Origin of the sequence: Vibrio inusitatus (assembly GCA_024346935.1) — a bacterium.
GTDB classification, from domain to species: Bacteria; Pseudomonadota; Gammaproteobacteria; order Enterobacterales; family Vibrionaceae; genus Vibrio; species Vibrio inusitatus.
In genome coordinates, this window is record AP024878.1 from 891,939 (window position 1) to 905,331 (window position 13,393).

Below are 13,393 nucleotides of genomic sequence, written 5' to 3' on the forward strand. Positions count from 1 at the left end.
TAATGTATGTGCTGTAGGGAGCCTATTTACCAAACTGCTCGCAGGCAATCATAGTATTTTCAATTAAACTTGCTACTGTCATTGGGCCAACGCCACCCGGCACCGGAGTAATAAGACTTGCTCTCTCACGTGCAACGTCATACTCAACATCACCAATTAGTTTGCCATTATCTAGGCGGTTAATACCTACATCAATCACGATTGCTCCCTCTTTTACCCAGTTACCCGGAATAAAGTTAGGCTTACCTACTGCAACCACAAGCACATCAGCCTGACGAACGTGACTCTCTAGGTCTTTAGTAAAACGATGGCAGGTGGTCGTGGTGCAACCGGCTAGCAGAAGCTCAAGCGTCATAGGGCGGCCAACAATGTTTGAAGCACCGACAATAACCGCATGCTTACCGTGTGTTGGTACGTTGTAACGCTCTAGAAGCGTTATAATACCTTTAGGTGTGCAAGAGCGAAGCTTAGGCATACGCTGTGCAAGGCGACCTACATTATAAGGGTGGAAGCCATCCACGTCTTTTTCTGGCGTGATACGCTCAAGAATTTCAGTAGAGTCGATACCCGCTGGAAGTGGTAGCTGAACCAAGATGCCATCGATTTCATTATCAGCATTAAGCTGGTCAATCAGATCTAACAATTCTTGTGCTGTCGCTGTGGACGGCAGGTCAAACGACTTAGAAACAAAGCCAACCTCATCGCAAGCACGGCGCTTACTGCCGACATAAACTTGAGATGCAGGATCTTGCCCCACAAGAACAACAGCTAGACCAGGTGCACGTAATCCAGCTTCAGTACGAGCTTTTACTCTAGCTGAAACTTCAGAACGAACGGTTTGAGAAATCAGTTTTCCATCAATGTTTTGAGCAGTCATGACGATCCCTAAGTTAAGGCGGTTCAACATTTTGGCGCATTGTCGCAGAAACGAAACAGTTTTGCTACATAGCAAACGTTTGCGTCGGGTATTTTATATCCACAATGCCTACCACTGACTTTTTTTTCAGCACTTAGATCATAATGTGCAATAAAGCCGTTGACCATTGAATCTCAACTCGTATAATCCTTCCCCATAGCGCGCCCTTAGCTCAGCTGGATAGAGCACGTCCCTTCTAAGGATGTGGTCGTAGGTTCGAATCCTACAGGGCGCGCCACATTCTATAAGGCCTGACGACTTTTTAAGTTGTCAGGCCTTTTTCGTTTTTGACAGAAATAGTCTAGTTCTTAGTCTAGTTAGTCATTGGCTAGTAAAACCTTAAAATATAAAGCGCCTTCCAAACCAGCGACCTAGGTACATGAGAGAAAAATTGTCGTCGTGATCGTATATAAGATTCGAAAGTGAAAAAATATAAACTGTTTTATTGGAATTTCAGGCGGGTATTTTGAGCTTGTGCGATAGCAGGGTCAATTTCAAACTGATCTGTACCAGCAACACTGAACACTCAGTTAAGCGAATTTTTGTTTCTCAAGATTAGTGGGACTTAGATGCCCAAGAGTACCGTGCCTTTTTGTTTTCTTAATGGATATGGATTCACCTCGTTAGTGATTTTACTCGCTTAATTTGGTGTCCGATATTTCTGGTACGGGTCATAAACCTTAAGATCAGTAGCGCGGACTTTGCTGACTGTGAGAGGTCTCAAGAACACTTCCATGCTTATAACTCCGCAACTGTGCCAAGTTAATGGGAGTTACATCGGTTCAGTCACATTCTACATTGAGAGTAAGTTGATTTTTAAGCTTAGGTTGATTGATGCAATGTTGCTTTTACTCTATCTATAGCAACAATAGTTTTAAACCATTTTACGCTCTTATTATTACAGAATATTTCTTTACTGATGTTTTCATACTCCTTCATTGTTGATACCGAAAGGATTAGTATGAAATCGGCTTCTCCGGCCACATAATAACATTGTTGAATTGCTGGCCCAGAAAAGCTTTCTTTTAATTCTTGAATATCTGACATACTAGATTTTTCGATGTGCACTTCAACAATAATGGTAATGCTTAGTCCAATTTTCTCTGGGGAAACAACTGCGGTATTGGCAGAAATAATGCCAGCGTCTTCCAATTTCTTGATTCTTCGTTGCACAGATGCTGTTGATAGGCACATTTTATCTGAAAGAATACGAAGTGGGGTCTTATTATCTTCCTGTAATGTAGCAAGTATTTCTCTGTCGAAACTGTCAAGTGAATGTGTTGCGCTCATAAGGCGTGTCTCTCATTATTTATATCGTCTAAGTCATGACCATAATTTTTCTTATCGCGTATAGATGGCATCAATAGAGTCATAATTTGACTAAAAATAATTAAAATAACGAAAGCGCAAAGAGTAAATCGTATGGCGTCCAAACGACCCGATATTGCGATATTTTTGATAGTATCTTGTTCATTATTGTGGATTTCTAGATCTTCCATTACATTTATTAAGTGTTGTTGATGTGTAAATGGAATTGTATCCTCGGACAAAATCATTTGTTGTGTGCTGTTTGATAGATTTTTTGAATCTATAGTATTAACTTTGAAAGAATAAGAATGTGCAAGAGTTAGAACTGCCCCCATAATCGCAAGGCCTATTGCTTTACCCAAGTTGCGAGATGTAGATTGGATCCCACTGGATTGTTCGGCATCGTCTTGGTCCACTGAACTTGTAATAATTAATGGACTATGTGCAGCATATAAACCACATCCTAAACCGAAGAGGATGTTTGCAATGTATATGCTATTTGTTACACCGCTTTGTTGATAAGCGATTAGCATAAGCACAACGCCGATAAAACATAGAATATTGGCATATGACATTATTGCTTTTGTTGAGCGACTGTAAAGAATAGTAGGTGCTAGAATCGATCCAACAATCATCCCTAATGCATTAAGACCAACAACTATCCCAGCTTGTTGAGCATTAAATTCGTTTGAAAACTGTAGGTAAGTTACTGTAATAAAACCCATCGTTGGATATAACGCATAGGTCATTGCACAAAAAAACATGCCGAACCATACTCTTTTATTTTGCCTTAATCCGGCAGGGAAAAGTGCATTTCGGCCCGTGCGATCTAGAAAGCTTTCCCATTGGAAGAAGTATTTGAACGCTGCTGCGCCAAGTAATAAGAGAAAGATAACTGGAGATAGTCCAAATAAGTTAGTGTTGCTACTTGCTTTTACAAACCCCCAAGTGTTGATATTCAATAAAGCTGTTATTGTAGATAAAAGAGCGATTGATATAATGACCATTCCCTTTATATCAAATAGAACCTCTCCATTCTTTCCGCCTTTCTCTAAGGTGAAAGAAAGCATTAGCACAATTAAAGTAAACAGAGAAATGAGCGTATATGCAGCGCGGAAACTGTATTGATCAATTAGCCCTCCCAATAATATGGGTGATAGCATTCCAGTTAAACCAATACTCCCAGAAATTAAGCCAAACGCGATAGCCTGTTTCTTACCTTTAAAGAAGGCGGTACAGTAGCCAAATACAGCTGGAATTAACAGACTTCCACCAATGCCAGCAAGAATACGCGCACCAAATGTAAATCCCATAATATTATTAGCAGTAGAGGCCCATATAGAACTAAGAATTAGTATGAGCATTCCTAGTTGTATTTGTTTTCGCCAACCAATGATTAAACCGAGCATCCCTCCTGCAATCATAAAGGTTGCACCAATCATAGGATAAATGGCATTGGTCACTTGGAGCTGGGGTAGTGTAAAAGAAAGCTCTTTTACTAATGAATCTGCGGAGATAATTAGAGTGGCGTTGTCTAGGACAATAATTGTTTGGGCAAGCATTAAAATAACTATACTTAACCAATTTCGTATCTGTTCGGGATTGCTCTTTTTTAAGCTTTCGGTGTTCATAGAACATATTCTCAAGAAGAAACACCCAACATCCCGTTTGTTTTGGTGTTTCAAGTTGCACATCTGCACGTCAGATCCTAGCGTGTCACATTAGCTTATGACCTAGAAAAAGTAGTTATAGGTAAGCAAAAGCTCAGCGTCATCGCGATTGTGTTCAAATGTTGTTGTATTAGCGTCTGAAAAGTATTGGTTGTAGGTAAATTGAAGCCAATGCTTTTTATTGTCAGAAATTGGTGATTGTAGAGAGTATTCAACCAGCAAGGAGTTTACCGTCCCAAGATCCCCACCGAAATCTAAACTTGTAAAATACGGGTTGAGCTGAAAGTTGGCACCATTTTTATTTAAATAGAACGTGTTTAGAACATTAAATTGAACACCCCAGCCATTTTTGTCTGCAAACCCTGGGTATAGATAGTTGTCGTCATTTTGTGCGTAAACTGCCATCACATAAGGAAATAATAGCCAGTTTTCAAGCGGAGTTACTGTTCTTGTAACTGCTCCTAGAGCAAACATACGTTCTGTGACGTCGTCTTGCATCCCGCGTTCGATGTAATCAAGACTAATACCAGCAACTGGGAATCGTTCTGAATCAAATTGTGCTAATTGAAAGTATCTTGCTCTAAATTCAGTTACCTCGAAATCAGTGTCACCCTGACTATTTTTAATGACCTCATCTGCTTTGATTTCTGCTTTACCTAGAAAGTAGTGACCGTTGTCAAACTGACCAGATTGCTGAATCGCAAGTTGTAAGTGATTTAAATTCTCATCCCCAACGCCCTTAATACCATATGTAGCTTCAAACATATTTGAAACTTTTGAATGGTCACCTGGATCTGGAGTATCTGGATTTAAGTCTTCTGCACTATATACGGAAAAAGAAAAAAGTAGGGAACCTAAAGTCAATAGTTTTGTTTTCATTGTAAAACCTTGTGGTTATATTAATTTTGTCCGCAGATATTAACTCAATTAACCATGCAAATAGGATAATAGCCGTTATTAGTATTTATAATATCCATATTATTTGTTGGTAATAATGGCTATTAGTTTATGTCTATATCCAGATTTAAATTATAAATATATATTATTCTCATTACGAAAAACGACATTATGTTAACCATTTATTAACTTAGAGGCAATTATGTGTACTACATTTCAAGTGAGAACAGAGGATAATAAATACTTCCATATCATGAATATGGAATTATTTACTGCAGCAGGATCTAGAATGCTTGTTGCTCCAAGAGGTCACCAATATAAGTCTGAAGGCCCTGACGGACTGGAAGCAATGAGTTGGGTGGGTAAATATGGTGTTGTAGGAAATTCATTGGGCCCAACAGAGCGTTTTCATGGTGCAATGAACGAAAAAGGTTTATCTGTCACAGGTTTATATCTTCCAGATTTCACTGAGTACATGGCAGTTTCTGAAGAAGATAACGGTAACTTCATCACGTATGTTCACTTAATCGATTTCGTATCTTCACAATTTGAATATGTTGAGGAAGTGAAAGCTGCATTATCAAAAATTAAAGTTTGCGACCAGAAAATTCCAGAATTTGGTAATGTTTCTCAACCTATACATTTTGCTGTTTACGATAAACTAGGTTACTGCCTTGTTATCGAATTTGTTGGCGGCGAGATGAAACTTTACGATAATCCATACGGCACACTAGCAAACGCACCAACGTTTGATTGGCATTTAGCTAACCTTCGTAATTATACAAATATTAGTAATAAAGGATATTTGACTACTGAGTTTAGAGAGGGTGAAACAATCATGCCTCTAGGTGCAGGCAGTGGGACGTTAGGCTTGCCTGGCGATGACACAGCAGCAGGTCGTTTTGTTCGTGCGGCATTTTACTCGAATCAAGTAACACCGAAAAACTGGGATGAGGGTATGGTTGAAGCCATCCAGTTGTCAAACAAAGCCACCGTCACAAGCGGCTCAATCAAATACAATGGCAAGGGTTTTGGTATTGATGCTGATGTATCAAACATTTGTGCTTGGCGTCATATTGCTTCGAACTCTACAGGTGTATTCTTCCAAAGTCATTACGGTACAAACTCTTGGTTGAAGTTTGATACAAACGAAATTGACTTTGATACTCCGGGTATCCGCTCTATGAATTACTTGAATACTACTCTAGAGTTCAAAGACTTAAGTCACGAAATCTAAGCTACAAACTTAACTTAAGCAGCGTATAAGTGTGTACGCTGCTTTTAGCTACTAAGCTAGCACATTAGTCTACCTGAGCTATTTTATATATCTCTTCTCTCATCCAAATATGTTCTGGATCGTTATGCATTTTAGGGTGCCAATATAGGCATATATCAACTTCAAATGTTAAGCTTTCACTCACACTATAGATACCATCACAAGAGCTATAAACATCGGGCAAGAACCCTAATAAATCATGGTCAATAATCCCATCTTTTACTTGATCTAGTGTTGATGCGGCGAATGCTATATTTCTCTTGAGATTCAGAGTAGTAAAGAGTTTCTCAGCTATCTTCTCTGCTTCTCCAATACCTGACAATGTAATAAAGTTTTTCTTAGCTAATGCGCTGATTTCATTATTTAAATCATTAATTATTGGATTTGATGTGCTATCGTACAGCCTATAACGGATACGGCTCAATTTACGAACATGATAGTGTTGTGGTATTTCTGAAAAATTACCAATAATAAAATCAACTTGTCCATTTGAAAGTTCATCAAATATATGTCGAGTCCTAGGGACAAGCTCTACTTCGTATTGATTTATATGCTCACTAGTCCATGTTACAAATCTTTTACTGAGATGTTTATTCATATCGCTTGCTGCAATAACAAACTTTCTCTTCACTTCACCAGGTGTGAAGTCTTTTATATGATAGATGTTATCCATAGCTGCAAAAATAACTTCCAACTCTGGAAGGATTTTTTCAGCAGCAGGAGTTAAGACCATTTCATTACCATTTCTAACTAAAATTTTGTCGTTAAAAGATTTCCTGATCTTAGATAAATACTGGCTCATGCTAGACTGACTTATATTAAGGCGATTTGCTGCTTTAGTCACATGACATTCCTGTAATAATATATACAGAGGGATTAACATCCCCATATCATTGGACATACAAGTACGTATTAATTTGTCATTCATGATGTTCCTATTAACTTAGTCGTTATATTAAGTAATTTTACTTATTATCAATTAATCATACCCATTATAAGCAATGCAATATTTCTCAAACGTGATCTCAGATATAGAATCCTACTAAAGTTTTGTAATTAACTACCTCTGGGAATAATCATGAAGAATATAAACACCTCGAAAGGTGAACAATCATCAGGGCAGGCCAAATGGCTCGTCCTTTTGGTACTGTGTGCTGCACAAGTAGGTACTAGCGGAGACAATGCTGTTGTTGGTATTGCAGCGAGCGAACTCATCAACGGCCTAGGGGCTACTATGAGTGATGTTCAACTAAGTAATGCGATGTATAGTCTGATGACTGGCGCATTTATGATCGCAGGTGGTTTACTCGGCTTAGTTTTTGGCTGGGTAAAATCCTTTCGTATCGGTATTTGTCTTTTAATCACAGCAGAAATATGTGGCGCATTTGCCCCGAATATTGAAACCTTCATATTTGGAGCGCGAGTTATGGCTGGCTTGGGGGCGAGCTTAGCCATCCCTGCAGTTCTCGGCATTATTGCAGGTACTTATCAAGGCAAAGATCAAGCTATCGCGTTTGGTGGTGTTGCCGCAGCTAGCGGAGTTGCATCTGCAGCGATGCCACTGATGGCAGGTTTGCTCATTGATTCTTTTGGATTAAGCGCTGCGATGCTTGCAATGGCGGTTTACTTTGTTGGCGTTCTGGCTGCTTCTTTCAAACTTGATGAACTGGTAGTCACCACGAAGCCTAAAATTGATACGATCGGTATTGTATTGTGTGGTATTGGTTTGGTGCTCTTTATTATCGGCGCATTGAAAATCCCTGAACTAGGCCTTTGGGCTCCAATTACAGAAGTAAGTATCTTTGGCATCAGCCCTGCGCCATTAATGATTGCTCTTGGCTTGGTGGTGCTGACAGCACTTTATGTTTGGGAAGGTAAGTTTGAATCTAAATACGGAAACTGCTTATTGCCGAAAGCGATTGTAACTAATAAACAAGTTATCGTAGGTCTTATTCTTGGTGGAGCGTTCTGGATTGGTTTTGCAACACCAGCGGTAGTTTTGGTTCCTCATATGCAAATTATCGGTGGCTCAGGAGCAATGGCTGGAGCAATCATTGGTGTTTCATTGGCAGTAGGCACCGTCATTACCTCGATTATTGTCCCACAACGACTAAATCACTTATCAACACGACTTGTTTGTACACTAGGTTTATCATTTGGTGCTTTAGCTGCAATTATTCTATCCGCTGGTCTTTACAGCGATGGATATTCTCTACCTTTGCTTATTTCTGGCGCTATTTTGATGGGTGTTGCTTGTGGCTTAATGGCAACGCAATGCTCAATCATTGTAACTGATGCACTTAATGAGAAAGATGCACAGCAATCAGGTGGTATTCAAGCTGCTGCTAGAAATGTAGGATACGCAATTGGTATCGCTATTATGGGTGTGACCATGCTTCTAACCATGTCTAATGGTTTCAAATCAGAAGTAAAAGCGTCAAATGCCATTACAAGTGAAACTAAGCAAGTTATCGAGCAGATGCCAAGTATTAACTTCCTCGGTGACGATGCTTTTGAATCATTAATGGCAGATAAAGTTGTGGCAGAGGATATGGCTACACTGCATGCAATTAACGCTGTATCTCGTGTAGAGTCTAATCGCTCAGCACTCTACTCAGTCGCATTGTCATTCTTATTGATGTTGTTTGCGACTCGCTTTCTTCCAAATCGTTCTTTGATGATCAATAAAGAAGATGAGGCTGCTACTGAAAGTGAAGAGTATAAAACTCAAGAAGCTTAGTAGGTAGAATTGCTAATTGAAACCCAATATTCTCACGGATATTGGGTTTTTTTATAGATGATAAGCGTCTTTGTTAATGATTTTGACACTTCTAACTAACTTCGACACTGGAAGTAGATCGAAGCTGAATGAGGAAATCATCATTAGCGGTTGGCAAATACCTGAGTCCAATAAATGCCATATTGAGCATCTGGGTTCTCTACAGTGCTAGCGCCCATCTCAGTGACATTGTTACTCATTATATTTTGACAGTGACCTGAGCTACCCATCCATGAGTTCATCACATCGTCGATAGTTTTTTGGCCAGCAGCGACATTTTCTGCCCATGCATTAGCGGAATAACCTGTATCAGCAACGCGTTCGGCGGGAGTACTGCCATCCGATCCCGTATGATCCATGAAGTCAGCATTGGCCATATCAGCGGAATGTCGAAAAGCCGCCTCTTCTAAATCGTAGTTCCATTTTAATTCTGGTACTGCCGACATTATGGTTCCACCACAGTTTTGCTCTGTTGAGCGTGCTTGGTTGACTGCGTTTAGCATCATGGTTGCGAAGTCATTGGATGGGGTATCGCCACTATCATTTACAGGATCTGATTCTCCACCTTCATTACCACTGTCAGGCAAAGTGTTTTCATCAGTTTCCGGATTAGAACTTGGAGTCGTAGGCTCTGTGATGGAACTCGATTTCGAGCTAGAGTCCGAACCGCAGCCTAGCAAAAGAGTGGATAAAAGAATGATGGGTGTATATCGCATTGTTGTACCTAACTACCTTGTACAGCACCTGTACTTCTGATTGAAAATTACTCATCTCGGGCACTATACGAAGTAATCATAACGCTTATCAATATATGAACCCCGATTCTTGCGTTGTTTTGACATTGCAAAAATCGCTCAATCTGTAGCCTGTTGATTTAGATGACTATTATTTTTAGGCGGTTTTATGGTCTATAAAATGACAAAAGGTCAAGCCTAGAACAGGCCTGACCTTTGATATTATTACCGATTGTTAGTTAAGTTTATTTAATCAGTTCGATATTTCGCACCATAAATTTGAAGCCTGCTTGGCTAGCATTCCATGAAGGTAGCATAGCTAGTGGAGTATTCACGTTGTGAATATTTAGGCTGCCTGTATTTAGTGCGGACATTGGCACTGAAACTGAATGCCACGTTCCGATTGTATAATCACCGCGAGGTAGCAATAGATCATCTCCAGGACCTTCAGGTGACTCCATCTTGATAACAAGGCCTTGTGTAGCGTTCTCACCTTCATTAGCTGGAGTGCCGTAGCTTTCAACGTAAAGCTCAAATTTCAACTCTCCCTCTAGGTAATTATCTAGGTTTTGAGAATCACCATTGACGAATACAATGCCTTTATAGCTTTCTGGGCTGGTTGCATCGTAGGCCACACTTAGATCACCATTGGATAATCTTTGGTAGGTCATATGGCCTTCAATGCCTTGCCAATCGTCAGTATTCACTTTGTAATCGCTTAGATTTGGCCAAAGCGCGCTAACATCAACAACGTCTTGATCAAGTGGTGGTAGTACATCGCCGGCTAACTCTTCACAGGTCAATGCGTCTTCCGCAGGGTCAATTGAGCGAGGGACGTAGCGAATTTCACCTAGGTTAAATTCGAATTCTTGAGACTCATTAGAGTACAGCAGGAATGCCGTATTTAGCATTGGGAAACTCATGCCAGCATCTGCTAGGCATTGCAGTGGGATCTTGATGGTTTGCCAGTTACTTTGCGTCGGATCAGCGAGTGGTTTTGGTAGAACTTTACCTACTTCTACTTCGCCAAAACAAGGCCATTCACAGTGCATAGAGAGAATGAAGTTATCAGGTACTTCTTTCTTCACATCAATATCAAATTGCAGTGTGGAATCCGCATTCAGGTATGAGTTGCGATCTTCGCCTTGCTCGTTGTAAGTTTGCATGTACAACTGGCGTGCACCCTCACCAGAGAAGGTAACATTTATTGCATCTTGTTGATGCAGGTAGTTGATAGGTTGAGTTGTCAGATTTCCAATGCTGGTTTCTGAGCCATTAGAGACATCGACACTCGCCCAGCCAGTATTATCACCAGACATTCTAGCAACAAACTCCCCCGAGCTTGCACGGCCGAAGATTTCCAAAGATTCAGTCGCAATACCATCGTCCGGTTGGTCTTGCCCACAGCCGAACTCACGAGGGTCAAGAGGTAAGTTGTCTAAGTCTTGGTCGTTATTGCTGCCGTAAGTTAAGCCATAACCGTACGGGAACAACGGTTTGTGTTCACCTTCAATGTCTTGCTCTGTTTCAGGTGTCACATAATCCTCAATATTTGGAGCATGACGGTTGATGGTTGTTGAACATTTTAGGTTAGGCCATGAGTAAGATAACGATCCTGTGAAGCCTTTGTTGTCTTGAGCAAAAAGCACATCAGTAATACCGCCAGCTTCTGTACCAGGAAGCCATGCTGCAACGAAAGCGTCTGACTTGCTGATCTCTTCGTTGACATACAACGGGCGGCCAGAGTAGAAGACAGAAACAACAGGGTTGCCTTGCTGTTTCAGCTCTCGAATTAACTCTAGGTCTTCGCCGTACTTGGACTTCAATGTGGCGTATTCGAGCGTTTGATTTTTCTTAATATCGCCAAACATCTCTGCATACGGATCTTCACCAAATACCACAATTGCCGTGGTATCTTCATTAGCTTGGCTAATATCAGTGATGATATTTTCTTCACCGACGAGCTCACGCAATGCCATTAGCATGGTTTGAGCGCCAGGGAAATCGCGTTCAATTTCGTTCTCGGTCCCTTGCCAAGTGAGTGTCCAACCACCCGTTTGTTTTTGGATATCGTTGGCCGCACTACCTACAACTAAGTATTTTTGATTAGTAGAAAGTGGCAGGATGTTATCGTTATTTTTCAATAGAACCAGAGATTGGCTTACGGCTTCTCTTGCTAAAGCACGGTGTTCATCAGCACCTAAGATATCCGACTTGCCAGCAAACGTACGCAGTGATGGCTGTGGTTTTTCCCAAAGTTGCGCACGCATTTTTACTCGTAGAATACGGGTAACAGCATCATCAATACGCTCCATAGGGATAACGCCATCTTTTACCTGCTGAATGACATTGTGGTAGAAAGACTGCCAGTCATTACGAGAGGTGACCATGAATACGTCGTTGCCTGCGTTTACTGCTTCTGGACAGTTTGCCGCAGTACAGCCGTTGATTTCACCTTGGCCATTCCAGTCAGTAACGATGATGCCATCAAATCCCATCTCGTCTTTCAGTACATCATTGAGAAGATATTTACTGCCATGGATTTTATAGTTGTATTCGCCGGTGCCGTTTTGATCATAGTTAGCGGGATTGTGCCATGAGTTAAATGAACTCATGACCACTTGTGCTCCGGCGTTTAGACCAGAGAAATACCCGGTAGCATGAATGTTTCGTAGGTACTCTTCGCTGTAATGGTTTTCACCACGGTCTACCCCGTCTAGGGTGCCACCGTCTCCAACCCAGTGTTTTACGTTTGAAATAACGTGGCTGTCAGTTTTGATACCGTTCTTACCGCCTTGTAAGCCGGTAACCATACGACCTGCATAGGCATAGATGACCTCTGGATCCTCTGAGTAACCTTCATAAACACGTCCCCAGCGATAATCTCTCGGTGATGCAACGGTCGGCGCAAAGGTCCAGTCAAGTCCGGTGGCGACGATTTCTTTCGCTGTTGCACGTCCAATCTCTTCAATAAGATCGGGATTTCTCGCAGCACCCAAGCCAATGTTATGAGGGAACACCGTGGCTTTAAATACGTTGTTGTGACCATGAACTGCATCGGTTGCCCAGATGAAAGGGATATCAAAGCCGCGGTTTGCATAAGCCTCTTTTAAGGCAAACCAATATTTATCGGATTCTTTTGCCCAGTCTTCAGCCGAAGCGTATTTGTCGTCATTAGGCCAACCCCCACCACCATTTAGCAAAGAACCTAGTTTGTATTCTTTAGCTTCTTCTGGGGTGACTTCACGAAGGTCTGGCTGAACCATTTGTCCGACTTTTTCTTCTAGCGTCATTTTAGCCAGAATTTTTTGAACTCGATTCTCTATGCCAGGGTTTGCCTTAACAATACTGTCTACTTGAGGCCATTCGTCAAAGTGGGGAATAGTGAAAGCGCTTTCTTTAGCGCCCAAAGAAGAACAACCTAAGACTAATGTGGCCGAAATTATGCTGGAAAGAAGGTTTATTTTTATTTTCATTATTGGTTCTCGTCATTGAGTTAAATAATATCCGTAGAACATAGCTATGCGGGGGTAACATTCATATGATCTATACATGATGATAAAGTGATCTTAGCTGTATAAATGTGCCTCAACTCAACTTGTAAGCTATTGACTTGTATGATTATTTTGAAGTGTGAGTGAGCTGGGTTTAGTGAAGGTTCGAGTGACAGAATCTGTCAAAATATGACATGAAACCTAGTTATTTATTATTAATTATGTAAGCGCTTACAAGACGAGTTACTCAAAACAATTGTAAGTGGGTTGCGGTAATAAGTGCGGTAGCGAATTGCCGGGTATGTCGGAATGGTTTGCT

The 13,393-nt window shown here is 40.9% G+C and carries 9 protein-coding genes and 1 tRNA gene; 3 read left to right on the plus strand and 7 right to left on the minus strand.

Annotation, left to right across the window (positions count from 1 at the left end; all coding sequences use genetic code 11):
- Positions 1 to 22: 22 nt before the first annotated feature.
- Positions 23 to 877, minus strand: coding sequence for a bifunctional methylenetetrahydrofolate dehydrogenase/methenyltetrahydrofolate cyclohydrolase FolD (gene folD, locus OCU48_RS04200; protein WP_141270993.1), 855 nt, complete (start codon positions 875 to 877; stop codon positions 23 to 25).
- 200 nt (positions 878 to 1,077) lie between these two features.
- On the opposite strand from folD, the gene OCU48_RS04205 reads away from it, so the two are divergent.
- Positions 1,078 to 1,154, plus strand: a tRNA-Arg gene (locus OCU48_RS04205).
- 584 nt (positions 1,155 to 1,738) lie between these two features.
- Here OCU48_RS04205 and OCU48_RS04210 read toward each other — a convergent pair.
- The 3 genes from OCU48_RS04210 to OCU48_RS04220 all read right to left on the minus strand — a co-directional run bounded on the left by OCU48_RS04210 (position 1,739) and on the right by OCU48_RS04220 (position 4,773).
- The gene (locus OCU48_RS04210) at positions 1,739 to 2,206 is read right to left on the minus strand and encodes an Lrp/AsnC family transcriptional regulator (protein WP_141343863.1); all 468 of its coding nucleotides are present in this window, start codon (positions 2,204 to 2,206) and stop codon (positions 1,739 to 1,741) included.
- Positions 2,203 to 3,855: an MFS transporter gene (locus tag OCU48_RS04215; RefSeq protein WP_167496143.1), complete on the minus strand. Its 1,653-nt coding sequence runs from the start codon at positions 3,853 to 3,855 to the stop codon at positions 2,203 to 2,205. Before OCU48_RS04215 ends, OCU48_RS04210 begins: the two co-directional genes overlap by 4 nt.
- A 102-nt stretch (positions 3,856 to 3,957) precedes the next feature.
- Entirely contained in the window at positions 3,958 to 4,773 is an 816-nt protein-coding gene (locus OCU48_RS04220) for a hypothetical protein (RefSeq protein ID WP_141343865.1), read from the minus strand.
- Positions 4,774 to 4,993: 220 nt separating this feature from the next.
- Here OCU48_RS04220 and OCU48_RS04225 point away from each other — a divergent pair, with 220 nt between their 5' ends.
- Entirely contained in the window at positions 4,994 to 6,028 is a 1,035-nt protein-coding gene (locus OCU48_RS04225; protein ID WP_141343866.1) for a linear amide C-N hydrolase, read from the plus strand.
- Between the two features lie 64 nt (positions 6,029 to 6,092).
- Here OCU48_RS04225 and OCU48_RS04230 read toward each other — a convergent pair whose 3' ends face one another.
- The gene (locus OCU48_RS04230; protein ID WP_141343867.1) at positions 6,093 to 6,995 is read right to left on the minus strand and encodes a LysR family transcriptional regulator; all 903 of its coding nucleotides are present in this window, start codon (positions 6,993 to 6,995) and stop codon (positions 6,093 to 6,095) included.
- A gap of 150 nt (positions 6,996 to 7,145) precedes the next feature.
- On the opposite strand from OCU48_RS04230, the gene OCU48_RS04235 reads away from it, so the two are divergent.
- Entirely contained in the window at positions 7,146 to 8,807 is a 1,662-nt protein-coding gene (locus tag OCU48_RS04235) for an MFS transporter (RefSeq protein WP_141343868.1), read from the plus strand.
- 143 nt (positions 8,808 to 8,950) lie between these two features.
- Here the strand turns inward: OCU48_RS04235 and OCU48_RS04240 are convergent, their stop codons facing one another.
- Both OCU48_RS04240 and OCU48_RS04245 read right to left on the minus strand, forming a co-directional pair.
- Positions 8,951 to 9,562, minus strand: a complete 612-nt coding sequence (locus OCU48_RS04240) for a CAP domain-containing protein (protein WP_141343869.1) — start codon at positions 9,560 to 9,562, stop codon at positions 8,951 to 8,953.
- A 263-nt stretch (positions 9,563 to 9,825) separates the two neighbouring features.
- Positions 9,826 to 13,056, minus strand: coding sequence for a glycoside hydrolase family 3 protein (locus OCU48_RS04245; RefSeq protein ID WP_244312210.1), 3,231 nt, complete (start codon positions 13,054 to 13,056; stop codon positions 9,826 to 9,828).
- Positions 13,057 to 13,393: the final 337 nt, after the last annotated feature.